This is a genomic window from Paenibacillus apii, assembly GCF_011043685.1.
Lineage (GTDB): Bacteria > Bacillota > Bacilli > Paenibacillales > Paenibacillaceae > Paenibacillus_AQ > Paenibacillus_AQ sabinae.
On record NZ_JAAKGU010000003.1, the window covers coordinates 1 to 20,097 of the forward strand.

General features: G+C 54.0%; 15 protein-coding genes. All 15 read right to left on the reverse strand.

The genetic code is table 11. From position 1 onward, the window contains the following. Positions 1–208 precede the first annotated feature (208 nt). Positions 209–910 (reverse strand): RNA polymerase sporulation sigma factor SigK, encoded by a 702-nt coding sequence (sigK, locus tag G5B47_RS08305; RefSeq protein WP_025333955.1) that lies wholly within the window; start codon positions 908–910, stop codon positions 209–211. Positions 911–1,048: 138 nt separating this feature from the next. Beyond that, on the reverse strand, positions 1,049–2,659 hold the full coding sequence (locus G5B47_RS08310; protein WP_165096740.1) for a glycoside hydrolase family 125 protein: 1,611 nt from the start codon (positions 2,657–2,659) through the stop codon (positions 1,049–1,051). Positions 2,660–3,041: 382 nt separating this feature from the next. After that, positions 3,042–3,857, reverse strand: a complete 816-nt coding sequence (locus tag G5B47_RS08315) for a carbon-nitrogen hydrolase family protein (protein ID WP_165096743.1) — start codon at positions 3,855–3,857, stop codon at positions 3,042–3,044. Positions 3,858–3,892: 35 nt separating this feature from the next. Next, positions 3,893–4,726 (reverse strand): carbohydrate ABC transporter permease, encoded by an 834-nt coding sequence (locus G5B47_RS08320; RefSeq protein WP_025333947.1) that lies wholly within the window; start codon positions 4,724–4,726, stop codon positions 3,893–3,895. 4 nt (positions 4,727–4,730) lie between these two features. Further along, entirely contained in the window at positions 4,731–5,666 is a 936-nt protein-coding gene (locus G5B47_RS08325) for a carbohydrate ABC transporter permease (protein ID WP_165096746.1), read from the reverse strand. A 57-nt stretch (positions 5,667–5,723) separates the two neighbouring features. Then, a complete protein-coding gene (locus G5B47_RS08330) occupies positions 5,724–7,097 on the reverse strand; it encodes an extracellular solute-binding protein (RefSeq protein WP_165096748.1) in 1,374 nt (457 codons plus the stop codon). Positions 7,098–7,330: 233 nt separating this feature from the next. Next, entirely contained in the window at positions 7,331–8,401 is a 1,071-nt protein-coding gene (locus G5B47_RS08335; protein ID WP_328804506.1) for a LacI family DNA-binding transcriptional regulator, read from the reverse strand. Positions 8,402–8,556: 155 nt separating this feature from the next. Next, positions 8,557–9,291 (reverse strand): hypothetical protein, encoded by a 735-nt coding sequence (locus tag G5B47_RS08340; RefSeq protein ID WP_165096753.1) that lies wholly within the window; start codon positions 9,289–9,291, stop codon positions 8,557–8,559. Positions 9,292–9,466: 175 nt separating this feature from the next. Next, complete coding sequence (locus G5B47_RS08345; RefSeq protein WP_165096755.1) at positions 9,467–11,560, reverse strand: family 16 glycoside hydrolase; 2,094 nt, start codon at positions 11,558–11,560, stop codon at positions 9,467–9,469. 34 nt (positions 11,561–11,594) lie between these two features. Beyond that, a complete protein-coding gene (locus tag G5B47_RS08350; protein ID WP_165096758.1) occupies positions 11,595–13,172 on the reverse strand; it encodes a response regulator transcription factor in 1,578 nt (525 codons plus the stop codon). Further along, positions 13,150–14,895, reverse strand: a complete 1,746-nt coding sequence (locus G5B47_RS08355) for a sensor histidine kinase (RefSeq protein WP_165096761.1) — start codon at positions 14,893–14,895, stop codon at positions 13,150–13,152. The genes G5B47_RS08350 and G5B47_RS08355 overlap by 23 nt, the downstream gene beginning before the upstream one ends. A gap of 186 nt (positions 14,896–15,081) precedes the next feature. Next, positions 15,082–16,440 (reverse strand): ABC transporter substrate-binding protein, encoded by a 1,359-nt coding sequence (locus tag G5B47_RS08360; RefSeq protein ID WP_165096764.1) that lies wholly within the window; start codon positions 16,438–16,440, stop codon positions 15,082–15,084. A 141-nt stretch (positions 16,441–16,581) separates the two neighbouring features. Beyond that, complete coding sequence (locus G5B47_RS08365; RefSeq protein WP_165096767.1) at positions 16,582–17,418, reverse strand: carbohydrate ABC transporter permease; 837 nt, start codon at positions 17,416–17,418, stop codon at positions 16,582–16,584. A 39-nt stretch (positions 17,419–17,457) separates the two neighbouring features. Next, a complete protein-coding gene (locus tag G5B47_RS08370) occupies positions 17,458–18,399 on the reverse strand; it encodes a carbohydrate ABC transporter permease (protein ID WP_165096770.1) in 942 nt (313 codons plus the stop codon). After that, positions 18,396–19,763, reverse strand: a complete 1,368-nt coding sequence (locus tag G5B47_RS08375) for an FAD-dependent oxidoreductase (protein WP_165096772.1) — start codon at positions 19,761–19,763, stop codon at positions 18,396–18,398. Before G5B47_RS08375 ends, G5B47_RS08370 begins: the two co-directional genes overlap by 4 nt. Between the last annotated feature and the right edge of the window lie 334 nt (positions 19,764–20,097).

Below are 20,097 nucleotides of genomic sequence, written 5' to 3' on the forward strand. Positions count from 1 at the left end.
TTTTAATTTCTTAGCCGCAATAAAACGACTAGATTAATAATATACCATATTGTTTATGATCTATACAACCTGTAATTTCTACCAATCGACCTATCATGTTTTAATCAGCGGCCGGACTAATAATATACCTTGTCTGAACTATTTATTCAACATGCAAGTTTTACCAGAAACCAAAAAGGGACCTTCCGTCAGGAAAGTCTCCTTTAATTTATCGCTTCGCCTTATAAAACTCATGATACAGCTTCATGAGCGCCCGCTTTTCAATCCGCGACACATAACTGCGGCTGATCCCAAGCTCCTTCGCAATTTCCCGCTGCGTCCGCTCCTCGCCACCGGTATCGAGGCCGAAACGGCCGACAACCACCTCTTTTTCCCGGTCGTCCAGAATGTCGAGGTTGCGGTAGATCTTGCTCTTCTCGATCTTTAGGTCCACTTCCTTGATGACATCGTCCGTATCCGAGCCCAGAATATCGATGAGCGTAATTTCGTTACCTTCTTTATCCGTCCCGATCGGATCGTGGAGTGACACGTCCTTACGGGTCTTTTTAAGCGAACGGAGGTGCATCAGAATCTCGTTCTCGATACAGCGGGCCGCGAAGGTGGCGAGCTTGGTCCCCTTGTTCGGGCGGTAGCTCTCGATCGCTTTGATCAGCCCGATGGTGCCGATGGAGATAAGATCCTCCATATCTTCACCAGTATTATCGAATTTTTTTACTATATGGGCGACTAAGCGTAAGTTATGTTCAATCAGCAAATTCCGTGCCTTGGCATCTCCCTCGGCCATCATTCCCAAGTATTTGCTTTCTTCCTGCTCAGTCAAAGGTTGGGGAAAGGCATTGTTCCTTACATAAGATACAAGCAGCGACAGTTCTTTGATCAACAGTGCAATGGTGCTAAGAAATCCGGGCACTTTGGCGACACCTCCCGCACATGTACAATGAAACCGGTCAGTCATTCTTACGGGTTCACGGTCACTTCATTGTATGTGGGTGAATGCCTAGAAGTGCATGTACGGGAGAAAATTTGAGGGCAATGATTACGAGACCGCTCAGCAGCGCAGCAATACAGAAGAGATAAACGCGCCCGGCCAGGAAAACCAATGCCGTGATTCCACTGTTCCCGTATGCCCGTTTACCGCTTCAGGGAAAAGTCCGTCCCACTGAACAATCTCCGCCAATTTACTCCGGACTTTTTGGTGACGTTGTTCGTCTCCGATCTGCAGGCTGTACAGAAGCTCCTGCCCGTCTCCCAATGGCCAAGGGTGAGGGGTGTGGACGGAACCGAGTCCGCCATATTCCCCGCCGTAAAAGCCTCCCTTATTCTCCTCCGAAAAAGCAAACTCCATCGTATTTACCCAGCTCGGGTCATCCGAATTACAGAATCCCCATATCGGAGCATAAACGGTCGGAAGATCGTTCGCATCATGATAACGCTGAAAGCTGCCCTTCAAGTCGGTAAGATAGGCAAACAATTCTCCGTCACCATGCGGCGTAACAAAGTAATCCAGAATATCGCGCTTGACGAGCCGGGCCATTTCCAACAATTCGAGCTCCGTAAAAGAAAAGGTTTCATTCAGCTTGGCCAGCGATTTCAGCGTATGCCAAACCAATACCTGGCTGGAGAAATGATAAGGGTACGTGACTTCATCATCCGCCGGAGTTTCACCCGTTTGAAAAAGCCATTGTTCCCTATCCTTGTATTCCATGATCATAACCAGTATTTCGTGAATCTTGGGCAAAAGTCTTATAACTGTCTGGCGATCCTGGAACCTGTCGTAATATTCGCAAAGCTGAAGCAGCGGATAACACTGCTGATCCAGTTGGAATACATCATCCTTGCAAAATCCGTTCGTCAGGTAGGCGCGGCCCCAGTAACGGTTCGGACGAACGGCTTTTTCGAACATCCACAATAGATGGCCCTTGACGGTTCGCTGCACCTGATTTTTGAATTTGGGAACGTAAGACTCCTCATACAGCCCTTGTGCGTGCTGCTCCGAATCAAGCAGCAGTCTCATCATATAATAGGAATCCCGGTTCCACGACAGAGGCAGAAGCTGATGATCGGTAATGATGCACACAGCCTCTTCATCGACCGGGACGGAGCAGCAGGACAGGATGTAGGCGATGTTCCTGTGAATAATGAGCTTCTCCGCATCCAAAAGACTGTCCGTTGTCAGCCTCGGCGTCTCTTCCCATGCCCGCTTTTTCCAAGCCTGAAGTTCCTCAAAGCTGAAAAATGCCGGCTCGCCTGCTACCTCTGATATCAGGCAAAGCATCGTAAGCTCGCGGCTCTCACCGTTGTTTACAATCAATTCTGTATCTTGTATATAGGTTACCGGGCGGTCCACAGTTTTCTCCATCGGCAGCAATTGTAGCGGGTCTGCCCCGTTAAAGAAATACAGGCTCGCCTCAGCCGGCAGATTCCGATTGGTAATTGTCAGGCGGTTGTTAGCGGTAGTGACAGCAAGATCCGCCTGCGGAATCGGGATCGGACCGCCTTCCGTCAATTGTCCGTAGCTGCACCGGTGAAGGCTGAAGGTGCCGCCCACCGTCAAAGGAACGGACTCCGGTTTGTCTCCGTAATTAGTAACCGTAAGCTGCTGGGTCATGCCGCTCATCCCGTCATGATGAAAAGGGATATATACAGCATTGATCTCCATGGTCTGCCTTCTGTACCGGATGAGCGGGAAATGATTCAGAACCCAATAACACTCTCGTTTCCACCCCGGGCCCTTCGGTTGTATCCCGAATCCGGCGGCTCCCTCGGAGATATGCCCCTGATCTATTAGACGTCTGCGATAATGACGAACGTATTCACTGTCGTACCATTTATCATTTGGAAATGGTTCTGTAGGTTCCAGCGTAATGAATCCGTGGCGCGAATGAAAGTGATTAATCGAGCGGATATAACCATCCTCTCCGATGCTGGCAGAAAGCGGGCCGCACCCCACATCCAGAGGCTTGCGGTTTCGTGCATCAGGTAAAGGCATGAACTCAAAAGATGAAATAGACAAAGGAATTCCTCCAGTGTTCCGCATTCAATTATGGCTGCTGTGCCAATATTCCGTACAGTTCCGGTCTTCTGCTGCGGAGGCTCATCTCCTGCTTCCGCTCACTTGCGATTTCGCAAAGATCGATCGTGGCTGTCGCTACTTCTTCCTCATCGCCGGCTTCGCAAATCACGTCGCCCCGTGGATTGACGATCTTGCTGTTTCCGCAATAGACAATGCCTGCTTCCGAGCCTACCCGGTTAACGGCTACCGTGAAGATTTGATTGTCCTGGGCACGGGCTCTCGTTCGCAAATCCAGCAGGTATTCGAAATCTTTCGGGATGACCGAAGGGATAAAGATAACCTGGGCTCCTTTCAAGGCCAACACCCGGAACATTTCTCCGAATGCATGATCATAGCAGATGGCAATGCCTGTTTTTACCCCGCAAATCTCAAATATGGGAAAATCCGAACCGCTGCGGAAATATTGATGCTCTGTCGGATACAGATGCGCTTTTCGATACTTCCCGATATATTCGCCCTTTTCATTGATGACAAACGTTGTATCATAGAGCACGCCTTCCTGGTTCCCGTCCTTTTCCACGATCGTTCCGATAACGGCTGTTCCATAGGTACGGGCTTTGTTCGCCAATCGTTCAACGGTCGGACCCGGAATCGTTTCCGCCAACTCGTAAAAGGCATCTCCGATCAAATCGAAATTGTAGCCGGTCGTAAACAGCTCCGGGTAACAAATAACGTCCGCTTTGCCCCCTGTCTGGTCCAATAAGGCCTCTGCTTTTTGCAGATTATACTCCTTATCCAAAATTTTGCTGTCCATCTGTGCAATCGCGATTGTCAGCTCCGTCATATTCATTCCTCCGTCATTTTCACAATTTCACATGATTAGCCTTTAACGCCTCCGGCTGTAAGCCCCTGAACGAAGAAGCGCTGAAGCAGAGCAAAGATCAGTAAAGTCGGTATAGTGCCAAGAGCGGCAGCGGCGAACAGGACACCGTAATTGGTCCCCATGATCGGATCGCCGACAAATTTATACAGCATAACGCTGAAAGGAAACTTGTCCTCATTAAACAGCATCGTTAACGGCAGGATGAAGTCGATCCAGGTCTGCATAAATGTAAACATGGCGGCGGCCCCGATGCCAGGCAGAGCCAGCGGCAGTGCGACGCGATAGAGGGAAGCGATTTTCGAGCTGCCGTCCACCATCGAAGATTCGATTAATTCGTTCGGAATGGACTGAAAAAAGCCTTTTAAAATCCAAATGTTAAGCGGCAGCGTTCTTGCGGTATAAATGAGAATCAAGCCGCTGTAAGTATTCACCAGATGCATTCGCTGCAAAATATCGAATAAAGGCACAATCGCCGCCATACCGGGAATCAGCTGGGTGGCCAGGATGGCCAGCAGAAGAATCGTCTTCCCTTTAAATTCGTATTTCGCGAGTGCGTATGCAGCCGGAAAGCTCAATGTGACGCTTAAAGCCAGCGTGCCTACGGCCAGAATCAGGCTGTTGATCAATCCATTATCGATACCCGCTTCAAATAACGCTTTGGTATAGTTGGCAAATTCCCATTTGTCCGGCAAGATCGTAGGAGGAAACCGGTACAGCTCATCGGCTGGCTTGACGGACATGACGAACATCCAAAGAACAGGAAAGGCAATGACGATCGCCGCAGCGCTCATCAAGATATAGATTCCGAGTGATTTCTTTCGGTTTGTCATCTTGTTACGCACCTTCCTTCAGCGTGTTCAAGCCGAACAACCGGATATACACCAGAGTAATCAGAATATTGACAACAAAGATCAAGGTCGAAATGGTTGCGCCGAGCCCGAGGTCCATGAATTGGAATGCGCTGCGCCACATAAACATTCCGATCACATCCGTACTTCCAAGCGGTCCGCCCGCCGTAAGGACAAAGATAATGCCGAAGGAGTTAATGGTGTACAAGGTAATCATGATCATGTTCAAAAGCGACACATAGCGTATGGATGGCAGCGTGATATGAATAAATTTGCCCCAGGATGTACAGCCGTCCACTTCCGCCGCTTCATAAAGTTCCTTCGGAATACCCTGCATCGCCGATTCCAGCATAAGCAGGGAGAAGGTGCTTCCCCACCAGACATTCGCTACAATAACAGCGGGAAGCGCAAAGTCAAAGAGCCAGTTCTGCGGATCAGCGCCGAGCAGAGTGGCAAAATAATTGATAATCCCGAACTCAGTGTCCAGCATCTGCAGCCAGATTAGCGACACAACCAATTCGGAAAGCGTGTAGGGAACAATAAACGCCGTCCGAAAAAATCTTTTCCCCTTGACGCCCTGAGCGGAGAGCAGAGCAGCCAGCGCAAGCCCCACGAGAAATTGCAGCGCGACCGAGCCGGCCACATAGATGACGGAAACCTTCAAGGCATTGATAAATTCTCCGTTTGAGAACAGCTGAGAATAATGATCCAGCCCGACGAACGTCTCCCCCGGATTCAGAAGCTGCTTATCAAATAAACTGAGCCGAAATGCGTTGATGACCGGAAACAAAGCGAAAAGTCCCATCACCGCAAGCGCGGGAAGCATCAGCAAGAAGGGGATGGTTTTGGCCCATTTCTTGCTGAATCTGGATCTGGTTGAACCGGTGTTATCCCGGATCGCTGTGATCAGCGACTGTCCCACATATGCCACCACCTTTTTAAAAAGAATAGGGGATGAAGGCATCCCCCTTACTGCAAGCTATTGCTGAGGAAGTCCTGTAACATCGCTGATCGCCTTAGCCGCTTCCGTTACCGCCTGATCGGCAGGCGTTTTGCCGGATACCGCACTCTCGATCATCTTCTGGATTTGTTCCGATACCTTTGCATATTCCGGAATAACCGGACGGACATTCGCGTCATACAGGAACTTGCCCGTTTCAGCGAGGAACCAGTCCTTGTCTTTGTCCAGACCTTCGGTTACCGAAATCCGCGGAGAATTCTGTGCCGTGTCCACTACGAACTCCTTCATCAGTTCAGGGCCGGTTACAATTTTCAAAATCTCCATGGCGAGTTCCGGCTGCTTGGCCTGTTCATAAATGACATAGTCCATGCCGCCCGCAGATGTCGCTACTTTCCCGCTTCCGCCGGCCGGAATAGGCACAAAACCAAGCTTTTCTTTCATTTCGTCATCGCTCCACCCGGTCGTGTTCTTGATCATCGCGTATTCGTAGCTGCCCCCTACGGACAAAGCTACTTTTCCCGTTGCCAGCAATTTCGTGGCCCGATCCCATTCATAGGAAATCACTTCCTTGGTAGACGCCTTTTCACCCACAAGATCAGTCAGGAATTGGACCGCCGCCTTCGACTCCGTACTGTCTAATACCACTTTCCCGTCCTTGAAGACATCCGCGCCACTGGACCAGAAGAAGGGCATTAACAGACTTGTCGTCGTTTCTCCGGCTTTCATACCCCCAGGAAAAGCAATGCCTTGAGAGTTCCCGTATTTGGCCTGAACGTCCTTTTGCGAAAAATGCTTCGCTGCAGCCATCAATTCATCCCAAGTCTTCGGCGGCTGAATGCCCTCCTGGCTGAACCAATCCTTGCGGAACCAGATTAGAGCCATATCCGTTTGCGAACGGATGGCATAAGGCTTCCCTTCATAAGAGTCACCGCCAACGAATACCGGATAGAAGTCTTTCTTAAAATCATTCTCAACCCAGTCTGGATCGATCGAATCGAGCGGTTTAAGATATCCGGCGTCCGCAAACTCCGCCACCCATACCGAGTCGATCAGGGAGAAGTCGGGAGCTTGTCCGGCTGCAGCTGCGGTTGTAATTTTCTGGCGCAATTGCGGGTAGCCCAGGACAAGCTGATTGAGCTTCACTTGTTGATCCGGATGTTCCCCGTTCCAGATTTTCACCGCCTTTTCCACATAAGGAGCCCAGCGGTCCTGGTTAATGACGGTTAATTCAGTCGGTTCAGCGGAAGTTGGTTCAGCGGAAGATTCCGCTGTGCTTTCTCCCCCCTGCGTATTCTGAGAAGCGCCGGAATCGGAGCTTTTCGCTCCACATCCCGCCAAGATCGTCATGACTGCCAATACGAAAACCAGCACCAATACTTTCATTTTTTGCATGATATTCTCTCCTCCTCATATTTGCCGGTGTATTTTTCTAAAACGTTTTCCGAAAAAAGGAAATGCTACAAGAGTTTTTTCACCGTATCACACCCCTTGTTTCTCAAATAATCGGCTGCCCATCTGCTTCCATATATTTGAAACGAATAAAAAGCTTAGAGTTCTTCCGGAAAGCTTCTTATTCGGTCCACCCATTTACTAAAACGTTTTAGATAAAATTTGAAAGGAAGGCGTTAGCCCTCTCGTTTCGTTCCGCTGCTTTCTCTGATCACAAATCTCGCTGGAATCGTGGCATGCCGGGTAATTCCGTCCTGGCTGTCGATCAGCTGAAGAAGCATTTTTGCCGCCGTCTCCCCCATTGTAAAACGCTGCTGGTGGACGGTTGTTAATGGAGGCTGATAGTCTTTGGATTCGTCGATATCGTCAAAGCCGATGACAGCAATATCTTCAGGAACCTTGAAGCCTAAGTCCTTCAGAGCATCAATGATTCCGAAAGCCATCATATCGCTGGATGCGAATACGGCCGTAACCCCGCTGTCTTTTGAGAAGAAACGTTTGGTTAACTGATAGGCTTTGTCCCTGGAGAATTCTCCGTACAGGATCAAATCGCTATCTACTTTATGCCCATACTTATTCAGTGCCTGCTTATAGCCTTCGATCCGGTCGTACGACGCCTTGGCAACCTGGTCTCCCGCCATCTTCAAAATTCTCGTATGACCCAGTTGAATCAGATGTTCAACCGCCTGGAACGAGGCATTCACATTTTCCGTTTCAACGAAGTTAACATTGGTGTATTGATAGGATACACTGTCTATGTAAACGGTCGGTAGACTCTCATGCAGTTCCCGGATGTTTTCATCCGTACGTTGGTCGCCGGTGAGAATCAGGATAACGCCGTCGACACCTTTTTCATAGCAAATGGTCTTATAGCTGGACGTATTTCGCTTCTGATTGGCGAAGATGAGAATATCATACCCCTCCGCCCCGGCCACATCCTTGATCGAGCGGATCAGCTCACTGAAGAACGGATTGTCGAACCCCGAGTTTTGCCTGTCTCCGAAAAAGATTCCGATGGTATTCGATTTCTTCGTGATGAGCCCTCTGGCCATTACATTAGGTAAATAATCCATTTCCTTAGCTACATCGAGAATCATTTCCCTTGTCTTACTCTTTACATCCGAATAGCCGTTCAATGCTTTGGAGACGGTGGATACGGAAACCCCAGCCGCTTTGGCGATATCTCTTATGTTAACTATAATAACGCACCCCGCATTTTCTAAAACGTTTTCGAAAAATTTATATATTCATAATACATCCGAAGCAGAATATTGGCAATATTTTTTTATTTCAATGTTAAAATATTTAACACGAGTTCTGAATGTTACTTTCTGGGGGAAAGAAAAAGCAGCCTGTCAATGACAAGCTGCTTTCCCTCTCTTATCGTTTCGTACAATACAAATCATGGAGCAATCTCCACCGACAACTTATCGTATACGGAAGAATTAACCCGGATCTCGGCGTTCGCTGCTTCCCGGTTCAGCCACGCCTCGTACCGCTCATCGTCCAGCGGCTTGCCGGAGCGGTCACCGTCTTCCTTGGCAAGCCACTTCCGAAGCGCCAGCTCCAGGTTGGCCAGCGTGTAGCGATAATAGGCCTTTTCGCTGTACTGCTCCGGGCCATAGACAGGCTCGCCGAGCCGGAGACGGCTGCTGCGCGTCCGGTTCTCCGCATCCAGCTGAATCAGGAACGCCTTGTATCCGATGTCCCCGGCGATTCCGGCTTCCTTCGCGGCAATCTGCTGTACCTTGACCCGGACCAGAAGGTTCATCGTCTTCTCTTTCAGCAGATCAAGCGGCGTCCGGTCTCCGGCGCCGGAGGTCCAGAACCCCTTGGCCGCCGGGTCGGCTCCGCCCTTCGCCGTCTCGGCGATGACCTCTCCCCGCAGCTCCAGCATGCGGGTCCGGAATTCGCCGTACGCGACCGGTTCGCCGTTCACCCAGGCAACGGCGGTAAAGAGATCGGGCCCCACCCCGCCGCCCGGTTCGGCAGGCGGCCCGGCCCGTGAGCAGGCGGCGGGCACCAGCAGCGCCAGCAGCACAAGCAGCAGCTGCAGCGCCGCCAGCGGCCGGAGCCGTCTTCCCGAGCGCAGACGGCGTTTGCGGCTTTCGCCCCTCGCCGTCTTATCGACGGTCATCGTGCATCCCTCCTGGTACGCCTGCAAGCCTTAATCCAGGGAAAGCAAGCGGCGTTCTTAACGGTACTACAGGCAATCATTCCATACTTGCAGCCGTGAACGCGTACAAGTTCGCCCGCATACTTGCGGGGCGCGTGACCGCGGCGGATGGCCAACTTAGTCGGCCACCCGGATGCTATTCGGTCACCCGCACATTGTCGAACGACGCCATGCCGGAGTGCACGCGCAGGCCGATTTTGCCCGAAGCGAGTTCGGCTCCGCTGCCGGTCCAGGAGATCAGATCCGTGCCGTCGACGGACCCGGTAATGGACGCGCCCTGAACCGTCGCCTTCAGCCTGTATACCTGATTCGGATTTACCGTTACCGGCACGCTGGCCAGCATTTGGAGACTGCCTCCCGTCTTCTTGTACAGATCGGCGGTGCTGCCCGTATCGTTCAGCCGGAACATATAAAAATTGTTCGCATCCTGATAGCGAAACAGGATACCGCCATTGCCTCCGAGTTTCTTCACCTTCACATCCGCTTCAAGGGTGTAATCGGTCCAGGAGGCTTCGCCGGTGTAAGCGATCGCTTCCCCATACAGACCGTTCTGGGCGAAGGCCAGCGACTCCTCCGTTCCGATGCTCCAGCTTCCTCCAACCGTGGCCCAGCCGTCCGCCGCTCCGTCCTCGAAATTGTCCTCGAACAGCGCGGCCGGAGGCCCCCCCGTTCCAGGGGCTTCGTATACGCCTATATCCGGCGCCCCGCTGTACAGCGGATTGCCGAAGAAGTCGATGCTGCCGTTGCCCCCAACGACGGCGCCGGAATTGATGGCCGGCGAGCCTTCGGCCAGTTTATACGCCGATGCGGTGTCGATGCCGGATGCGCCGCCGCCGTTTAGAAACTGCGGATCGGCGACAACCTTGCCGGGGTCATTGGGCACGTTCGAGTTGGCTCCGTAGAACAGGTTGTGGTTGTATTTTACAAAGCTGCTGTTCTTATACGTTCCTCCGGCGGCGTTATAGAAAATATTGTTGCTGTAATATGCCATTCCGCTCGTACTGGAATTGGTCAGCGCCGACGTAATTCCGTTGTCGCGGTAAATGACGTTGTTATAGATATACAGATTGCCGCCGCCCGGTCTCAAATGGAACGTGCCGAAGGCGTCATAATCATTCTGGCTGATATTGTAGCGGAAAATATTATTGTTCGTGCTGTCCATAACGAGCAGGGCTCCGCCTTCATTGTGATGGCTGAAGTTATACTGATAAATGCTGTCACTTACTTTAATGTCAAAGTCCCAGGCCTGGCCGTCTCCCTGCAGAACCCGGGTATTGAACGCTTCGTTGTGCTGGAAGACGGCTCCGGTCGTGTAATAAGCCCACTGGGCGGCGACGAAACCGATGTTATCCAGATAATTGACCACCGACGTGTTCACGTCGCAGCTGACGCCGATCTCGTTCGTCGTGTTGTACTCAATCAGCGGAGAGACGCTGGCGCGAACCAGAATGCCGTCCCGGTGAATTTTCTCCACATAGTTGCCGCGTATAATCAAACGGGTGAAGGCGTCGAACTTATGAGCCCAGGAAGCATTGGCAAAAGCGTCCGTCATCACCTGAATGCCGGTGTCCGCCACGTTGATTACCGTGTTGTCCTCAATCAACACGTCATCCCAGGTGCTCTCGGGATCGGTACCGCCGCCCCGCGCGTGAAAATTGATGCCGCCGGTCCTCCGGTCGGTGCCGAATACGTCATGGATGTCGTTGCCTTTGATATAAATATGCTTGAACGCGCCGGCCCCCGCGCCTTCGCCGACGACAAGAATGCCGCTTCGGCGCATATCGGTCGCGTACTGCCCGCTCGTAATTTCCAGATTGTTGATTTCCCAGTACGACACATTCTTGAGCCGGACGCCGAAGCCTTCACCGCCAACCGCCGTATTACCAAAGTTAATCAGCGGTTTGGGGCCTGTTCCGTACCGGTCAACCACGATCGGGCTGCCTTCCACGCCCGAGCCCTTCAGGTCCAGATAGGTATCGTTCCAGACCGAACCGGCTTTAAGCAGAATCCGGTCGCCGGGATCGAATACGACCGAGTTGACCTTGGCCAGCGACTTCCAGGGATTATCTGTGCTTGTGCCGCCATTCGTGTCGCTTCCCGCCGCCGCATCCACATAATATGTTGTGCCCGCCGCCGACGCCCGGTCTGCCGGCATGAGGCCGACCGGACCAAATAACAGGGCGGCCATAAGCGGAAGCAGTAATAATTTTCTCAAAGTAACCGCTTTCATAAATACTCCCCCATAATCGTTCTAGCCCCGCCTCTTAAGCATTCTTGAACTCGCTGGGGCTTTTGCCGCTGTATTTCTTGAAGACCTTGGAGAAATAAGCCCGGTCCGAGAAACCGAGCGTGTAAGCCACATTCTCGACGGTCTCGTTCTCTTGACGAAGCATGGAGATCGCGATGGAGATTTTGTAGCGATTGACGTAATCCGTAAATTTCATCCCGGCCAGCCGCTTGAAATAGCGGGAGAAATAGCTGGGGTTCAGGTGCAGATGCTCCGCCATGTCTACCGACGTGATCGTCCGGTCTACATGCTCCCGCAGAAAATCGTCGATGGCCTGAAGCCGGATGTCCTTCTCCAAGTCGCTGATCGGCGTCAGTGCCTGATGCCGCCACAGGTTCCACAGCTCCCGCTTGGTCAGATGTGCGGCCTCTTCGGCCCGGAGGGACCGGCTTAAATGGACGAAGAACGCTTCCTCCGCCGTTCCGTGCGTCTCCGACGCCATCTTGCGGACACAATCGGCGTAAGCTTCTTTAAGCAGCCTTGGCGCCCAATGCTCCGTTTCGGCGTGCTGCAGCAGCTTGCTTACGGCCAGATCAATCCAGGCGGCATTGTCTTCCTCCAGCGCCAGTGACAGCATCGCCTTCTCTTTCTCCGGCTTCGATTCGGCCGTCTGCAAGAATGTGCGGTCCGGCTTCAGCATCACAGCCGGCAGGCCTTGGCCGTAGAAGCTGTGGTCGCGGTATTCGGCCAACTGCTTGTAGGTCTCGACGAACTGCCGGACCGGGACCGCCTCGGCCGCGTAGAAGCCGCGCACGCTGACCTTCAGGTACTGCTCCGCCTTCTCCCGGACGGACATCATGTACCGGATCAGCTCGTCTTCCGGGACGCTCCGGTCTTTGGTGTTCCACAGCAAATAAATGTCCGTCTCTCCGTCCATCAGCGCCGTGATCGGCGCCGGACCGGAGGACAGCTCGGCCGCGATGTTGCCGACGGCAAAATGCAGGAGCGGCATATCCTTGTACCGGTACCGGCCGACGACGGAGGCCGCGTCGATATGCAAAAAGCCGTGGCGAAGATAGGGCAGCTTCCAGGAAATGCCCAGCCGTTCGCCGAACAGCAGAATATTGTCCCATTCTCCGCCTTCCGAGAGCAGCTGCTTCAGGAAGTTCTGCTTGAGCACCTCCCGGTTGCGCTCAATCGCTTGCTGGAACGAGTACCGGTCTAGCAGCTCCCGGCGTCCCCGGAAGCGTTCCATCGCCTTGCCGACGCTGTCCCTGAGCTGCTGGGGCGTAAGCTCATCTTTGATGAGGTAGTCGTCGGCTTCGAGCTGAATCGCCCGTTTGGAATAATGGAAATCTTCATAACAGGTCAGGAAAATCAGCCGCACCTCCGGCTTCATCATCCGGAACGCCTCGGCCAGCTCCAGTCCGTCCATGCCGGGCAGGCCGATATCGACGATGGCCAGATCGGGCAGGCTGTCATGAAACAGCTCCAGCGCCTGCTCGCTGCCGGAAGCCGCGCCGGCCAGCTCAAGCTCCAGATCGAGCTGGCCAAGCAAATGCTGCACATAGTCCAGCATAGGCACATCGTCATCAATCAGCATGACCGTCATCATGGGAAGACTCCTCCTTGCTGTTCGTTACCGGAATATAGAATGTAAAGGTCATACCGCCTTCCGGGTTCGCGGCCGCCGTGAGCCGCGATCGGTACCCGTACAGCACCTGCAGACGCCGCGCCGTGTTGATCAGCCCCACGCCCTTCTCCGGCTGCGGATGCTCAGGCTCCGCGCCCGACAGGCGGCGGCTCAACCGGTTGATCGCCTCTTCGTTCATGCCCCGGCCGTTGTCGGAGATCGCGATTTCGAGCATACCGCCGCCAAGGCGCGCTTCCAGCCCGATGCGCGGATGCTCGGGACGGGCCGAGAAGCCATGGGCGATCGCGTTCTCGACCACGGGCTGCAGCAGCAGCCTCGGCAGCTCCAGCTCCTCCGTTCCCGGCTCAAGCCGGTAGTGGAAGGCGATATTAAGCCGGTTGCGAATCTGCATCACCTGCACATAGCTGCCAAGAATGGCGCACTCTTCAGCCAGCTGAATCGGCTGGTCGGCATGGACGTAAGCCCGCTGCAGCTTCATCAGCGCATCGATCATTCCCCCGTGGGTGGTGTCGCCGGCCATCAGCAAATTGACCTTGATCGAATTCAGCGTATTGAGCAGAAAATGCGGCCGAATCTGCGCCGACAGCGCCCGAAGCTCCAGCCTCCGCTTCTCTTCCTGCTCGCTTTCGACCTGATGCAGCAGCTGGTTGATATCCTCGAGCATCTGGTTGAACGCGGCCGACAGCATTGCCACCTCGTCCTTGCCCTTGACCGGAATCCGCACGCTGCGGTTGCCGCCGACATACTGCTTGACGCTGGCGCGAAGCAGACTGATCGGCTTGTTCATATATCCTGCCCAGAACATGGACAGTACCACAAAGGCGGCGAAAAACACGCCGACCACCGAGATAGACACGAGAAACTCCCGGTTGATATGACTGTCGATCGAGCTGCGGGGAAGCTCGCTTGTCAGCAGCCAGCCGGTCCTTTCGATCCGGACCTCGCTGCGCAGCGGCTTCTTCCGGTCCTCCGCCCCGCTCCCCCCGCGAACGGCGATCGTCTCCCCCGAAGCATCAACCAGCGACAGAACGACGGAAGCGTTGCCAATATCCAGCAGATTCTCGAAATAATGCCGGGGAATGCCGATGAACAGGGTGCCCAGCTTCTCATGATTCCGGGGATCGAAGATAAAACGGGCGGCATAGTAGTATTCCGGAACAGAACCGCTTTCCCGGTAGGGAAACCACTGGAGCACGGTCTCTTCATTCAGGTTCAGCCTGGCGCTCTCCTGCAGGAATCGATCCGGCAGCTTTGAGAAGATGGGACGGTCCAGGTTGCCCATAATAATCCGGTTATTCCGGTTGACGATCATAATCTCAAGATCCGCGTCAAGAGCCTGGATCGTGAGGATGCCGCCTATCGATTTCAATTTGGCTTGATGAATGTAGGACTTGTAATCACCGAAGCTCTTGGCGTTCGTCAGGTAGCGCAGACTGTTCAGGACTTCGGGATCATAGGTTTCGGAGAGATAGAGCGATGCGAAGGAAATGTTATCGATTGTTTTTTCGATCTGATTGGCGATGACGGTGATGGTCTCTTCATTCGTGCGAAGGATCTTGTCGCTAACGTTCTGACGAACGGACAGGTACGACCAGAAGGTCACGGCGGCGAAAGGAAGCAGAATCAGGGCCAGAAACGAGAATTGCAGCCTCCGATGATAGGAGAAACGGTTCAACCATTGCATATCGGGTCATCCTTCTCCAGAGTATCGTTATACTGCCATTATAAGCCCTGATCGCCCCCGCTTATGACATTCCGCTTAAAATCGCCCCGCAAAATCACACCGCAAGGCACAGATGGCTTGTAAAGCCGGCCTGCGGGTGATTTGCGGGGTACCCGGTGGAGTTAATCCAACTAAGGGTATAGGCCGTTACTTGTTGGCGGCGGCTACCTTTTCAACTTCCGCCGTCATTTCCGCCTTGACATCGTCAAATTTGCGATTATCAAGCATAAAGCTGGCGAAGGAATTTTCGACAATGGTCTTCAGTTGGCTGCCATAGGGAACGGTGAAGGTACCCTCCGGCATTTTGTTGCGGCTGTCGAACAGAGTTTTGGCGAGCGAGTCGGTATCGATCAAGTTTTTGTTCTCGCTAAAAAATTGTTCCAGCAGCGCCTTGCCGTCGACATTTTTCAGCGCCGGAATTTCCTTCGTATACTTGTAGGATTCCTTGGTCATCCACCGGATGAAATCGTACGCCGCCTGCTTGTGAGTCGACTTGGCGCCTACCGCCAGGCCGCCGCCGGAAATATTCGTCATGCCGACATCGGTTGCATCAACCGAACGGGGGAGCGGAGCATACACCATCTGAAAATCATGCGGGAATTTCTCGAGATTAAGACCCGCCCGGACGGCGTAGCTTGGAACAGCCAGCATACTGGCTTTGCCGGCAAAAAACTGCTGCAGCACATGATAGTTCGAGGCCAGCACATCCGCGTAAGGCTCGACGCTCTTGTCCTCCTTCTCCATGGCGCGGCGGAGATCGAAGAAATATTTGAAGGACGGGTCATCGAAGATCGGCTTCAGGCCTTTGTCCAGCTGCGGATTCGGATGCTCGGTGTACGCGATGATGTTCGCGTATTCGCCCCAGGTGTGGAAATACGTTCCGTAATGATCCGGAGTCGTCAGCTTTTTGGCGTAATCGCGGAAGTCGTTCCAGGTCCAGCCCATTTCAGGAAGCTTAAGGCCAGCTTCATCCAGATGCTGTTTGTTGAAGACCGTGAACCACTGCGTCGCGGAACCCATCAGCCCATAGACTTTTCCATCCAGCTTGAGCACCTTGAAATATTCATCCTCCGGCTTGACGCCTTCAGTCTCAAAATACGAGTTAAGCGGTTCCACAACTCCGCGCGAAGCCCGTTCCATCAATTCTTCCTCATTCCCGGTCATGAAAGCGTCTACAACTTCACCCCCGGCAACGAGAACGTCCAGCTTCTTCAGGAACTCCGTGCTGTCGCTGTTCTGGACAAGCGAAATATATTCCACCTCGACTTTATCCTGCGACTGGTTGTAGGCCTGAACCGCCTGGTACGTCGGCTCCTCCGGTTTATTGGACTTAAAGGTGTAGAATTTGATCTTCTCTTTCTCCCCGGGTGTCTTCGTCTGGGTTGCCGCGGTAGGATCTGCGCCAGCCCCTTTATCGCTCGCGGCCGGAGCATTCCCGCTTCCGGAACATGCGGTGACCGAGAACGTCAGCAGCAGGCCGGCCAACCATAATGCAGGCTTCTTCATACCATTTCCCCCTTCAGTTGGTTGATGCAATTTAATTATACTACCCTGCCGCCACGGGCACCGTGTACAGTCTTGCGGTTCGGGCGTAGACATTTTTGACTTTGCGTCTATCGAAAGTTCCTCCGGACGAGCCGGGCGCTTTTAACCCTTGACCCCACCGATGGAAATGCCCTTGATCACCTGCTTCTGCAGCACCAGGAACAGCACGAGCAGCGGAATAATGGCGGCAAGCGAAGCCATCATCATCACGGAAATCGTCGTTCCGAACTCCTCCTTGAAGAACTGCATGCCAAGCGGAATCGTATACAAATTGGTCGAATTCAGCATGATCAGCGGTCCCTGATAGTCATTCCAGGTCCAGATGAATTTGATAATGCCGACGGTGGCCAGAATGGGGCGGCTCAGGGGGAGCATGACGCTCCAAAAAATGCGGTAAAATCCGGCGCCGTCCAGCTCGGCCGCTTCGAGCAGATCATTATGCACCCCGATCATGAACTGCCGGAGCAAAAAGGTGAAATAACTGGAGAACATGCCCATGAGAATGAGCGAAGCGTGCGTATCGTACAGTCCCATTTCCTTGATCATGATATAGCGGGGAACGAGCGTCGCCTGCTCCGGGATCATCATAAAGGCCATCATGGCGCTGAAGACGAGACCTTTTCCCGTAAATTTCAGCTTGGACAGCGCATAGCCGGCCATGGCGGAGACGATGAGTGTTGCGAGCGTGGAGATTAGGGCGATTTTGACCGAGTTCATATAGAAAAGACCGAAAGAGACATCCCCCATCCAGACCGTCTTGAAATTCTGAGCAAAATGCCAATCCTTAGGAATCCACTGAATCGGAAACGTCCAGACCTCTTTCTCCGTTTTGGAGGCGGCGGACATCATCCAGACCAGCGGCAACAGGAAGAAGATCGATAGAGCGCCGAACAGCACCGTCAGCACGATAGGTCCAAGCTTGATTTTTCGTATCGTCATGTGCGCTTATATCCTTTCTTCGAGACTTCATTTCGAAACTTAATAATGCACCTTCCGGCTCTGGGTGATCCAGGTCAGCGAAGTCACGAGCATGATGATCAGGAACAGCACCCACGACATGGCGGAGGCGTAGCCCATCCGGAAGTGCTGGAAGCCTTCTTCGTAAATCTGGTATACAATCACCGTGCTGGAATAATTGGGTCCCCCATTGGTAAGGAACTTGATCATGTCAAATACCTTGAACGAAGAGATGGTGCTGGTAATCGCCAGAAAAAAAGTCGTCGGCCCAAGCAGCGGCAGTGTGATCCGCCGAAACTGCTGAAAGCCGGTCGCGCCGTCGATCGTTGCCGCCTCGTAGAGCTCATCCGGAATATTGGTCATTCCCGCCAGAAAAATAATGATCTGGTACCCGAGCAGCTGCCAGATATAGATCACCATGATGGCAACCAGCGACCAGCTCGTGTCCACCAGCCAGCGGGGCGGATCCGAGATGCCAAGATGGATCAGCATCTGGTTGAGCGGTCCCTTGGACGGATGATAGAGCGCCGACCACACCGCGGAAACCGCGACCGTCGAACAAATATAGGGAACGAAGAACGCCACCTTGAAAAAATCCTTGAAGTACAGCTTCTTGTGTATGAAAGCCGCAAAAACGACGCCCAGCAGCATCGTCGCCGGCACGGTGCCGGCGGTGAAGCCGATATTGTTCTTCAGCGCCTTTAGGAACCTGTCGTCCCGGAACAGCTCCACAAAATTATCGAGGCCGATAAACTTGATGGCGGACAGGCCGCCGACCAGGTTCCATTCGGTCAGGCTGAGGCCCAGGCTGAAGACCAGCGGAAACACGGCGAGGACGAGCATGCCGATGACCTCGGGCGCGATGAACAGCCAGCCGGCCAGCTGTTCGCGCCGCCGTCGGGTCCAGAACGTTTTTTTTTCCGCAGCGGCGAGCTGCTTCTGTACGGTTGCATGGTGGCTCATCTCGCGTCACCCCTGTTCCCGGCGGCGGACATCTCCGGCAGATAGGCCCCTTCTTCCCGCAGCCGCTGCCGCAGCCGGCCGACGTCGATCGCATGCACATCGCCGTCGGCCGAGGCGGCGAGGGCCGCGGCCAATCCGGCGGCTTCGCCCATCGCGAGGCAGACCGGCATGACGCGGACGCTGCCGAGCACCCGGCGCTCGCAGGAGATGGAGCGCCCGGCCACAAGCACATTGCGCAGACCGCGCGGCGTCAGGCAGCGGTAGGGAATGCCGTGCGATTCGCCGGGTCCGTACAGCGTAATCGTCTGAGTCGAGCCCGCCTCGCTCTTCTCCTCCTTCTCGGTGCCGTGCACATCGATGAAGTAGCTGTTGCGGCAGATCTCGTCCTCGAAGCTGCGGCGGGAGACATAGTCATCCACCGTCAGCACGTAATCCCCGATGATGCGCCGCGATTCGCGGGTACCCATCAGCGTGCCGGTGTTGGCGACATAAGCGTTGCCGAAAGAAGCAGGCTGGATATCGGCCAGCATGTCGCGGTAGGCGGCGGCCATTTTCCGCCCGCGGATCAGCGCCCTGGATACGGAATGGGCATCCGTATTGTCCACCTGCCACAGGTGGCCGGCATTGAAGCCGACGGCGCGAGGCGCGATCAGGTTGTTGCAGAGATGAGTGTCCGGCACATCCGGATACCGGCCCGAGGCCACCGCTTCATGAATCGGGCTTCGCGGATTCTCCTTATGGAGAAGCGGTCCGTTCAGATATGCGTAATCGTCGACATTGCCGAGGATGAAGCAGTGGGTGGCCGGCTGGAGATCGCCGGTGTCGCTATCGCCTTTTCGGTACTCCGCACCCGCCCAGGCGGCGACATCCCCGTCGCCCGTGCAATCGATATACACCGGCGCCCGGAACGCCTGCAGCCCGCCCTTGTTCAAGGCGACAATCGCCGTCACGTTTCCCTGCCCGTCCGTCTCCACCTCGGCCAGCGAGGTCAGAAACAGTACATCGGCTCCCGCCTCCGTCACCAGATCGTCGTAGACGACCTTCAGCTTCTCCGGCTCGATCGGCACCCAATCGAGAGCGTCCGGCTTCACATGGGGCATCTGCGCCTTCAGCGACTCGAACACCTTCTCCGCCAGCCCGCGATAGACCATTTTCTCCTTATCCGAGAACGGGCACCATGCCGGGACCAGCCCCGACGTCCCCATTCCGCCGAGACTTCCGGTGGCCTCGATCAGCAGCGTCTTCGCCCCCTCCCGCGCGGCCGACGCCGCGGCGGTGCAGCCCGCCGGCCCGCCCCCGACGACGATCACCTCATAGGAAGTATTCAGCGGGATTTCCCTGCTCTTCAATCTGTAGCTATCCATTGCGAGCCTCGCTTTCCCGGCGGATTCCCGCTCCCGGCAGGGTCCGCCGCTTCTATTCGACCTCATTATAGCAACCGGCGGTCAAAAATACGGTATAGCTCTCATACCGGTTGGCGTGTATTTTTTTGACTTTTGGGGGAGCTACAGGCGTAAAAAAAAGCAGGCATTATCTGCCTGCGAGTGGGAAAGCGGATGGGATTAAGATTAATCCAGCAATGAAAGGATCTGACCTCCTGGCTGTTCATCCGTTTACTCGATCTCTCGCTGTTTACCTTAATGCTGGGGATTATTATGCTCGATGCTAAATAAATAAGGAGCCGTGCGCCAACACGAC

Coding starts and splice junctions, on each gene's coding strand:
- G5B47_RS08310 (WP_165096740.1), bottom strand. CDS start 2,659: ATGGAGATCAATGCTGTATATATCCCTTTTCATCATGACGGGATGAGC.
- G5B47_RS08315 (WP_165096743.1), bottom strand. CDS start 3,857: ATGACGGAGCTGACAATCGCGATTGCACAGATGGACAGCAAAATTTTG.
- G5B47_RS08320 (WP_025333947.1), bottom strand. CDS start 4,726: ATGACAAACCGAAAGAAATCACTCGGAATCTATATCTTGATGAGCGCT.
- G5B47_RS08330 (WP_165096748.1), bottom strand. CDS start 7,097: ATGCAAAAAATGAAAGTATTGGTGCTGGTTTTCGTATTGGCAGTCATG.
- G5B47_RS08340 (WP_165096753.1), bottom strand. CDS start 9,291: ATGACCGTCGATAAGACGGCGAGGGGCGAAAGCCGCAAACGCCGTCTG.
- G5B47_RS08345 (WP_165096755.1), bottom strand. CDS start 11,560: ATGAAAGCGGTTACTTTGAGAAAATTATTACTGCTTCCGCTTATGGCC.
- G5B47_RS08350 (WP_165096758.1), bottom strand. CDS start 13,172: ATGATGACGGTCATGCTGATTGATGACGATGTGCCTATGCTGGACTAT.
- G5B47_RS08355 (WP_165096761.1), bottom strand. CDS start 14,895: ATGCAATGGTTGAACCGTTTCTCCTATCATCGGAGGCTGCAATTCTCG.
- G5B47_RS08360 (WP_165096764.1), bottom strand. CDS start 16,440: ATGAAGAAGCCTGCATTATGGTTGGCCGGCCTGCTGCTGACGTTCTCG.
- G5B47_RS08365 (WP_165096767.1), bottom strand. CDS start 17,418: ATGACGATACGAAAAATCAAGCTTGGACCTATCGTGCTGACGGTGCTG.
- G5B47_RS08370 (WP_165096770.1), bottom strand. CDS start 18,399: ATGAGCCACCATGCAACCGTACAGAAGCAGCTCGCCGCTGCGGAAAAA.
- G5B47_RS08375 (WP_165096772.1), bottom strand. CDS start 19,763: ATGGATAGCTACAGATTGAAGAGCAGGGAAATCCCGCTGAATACTTCC.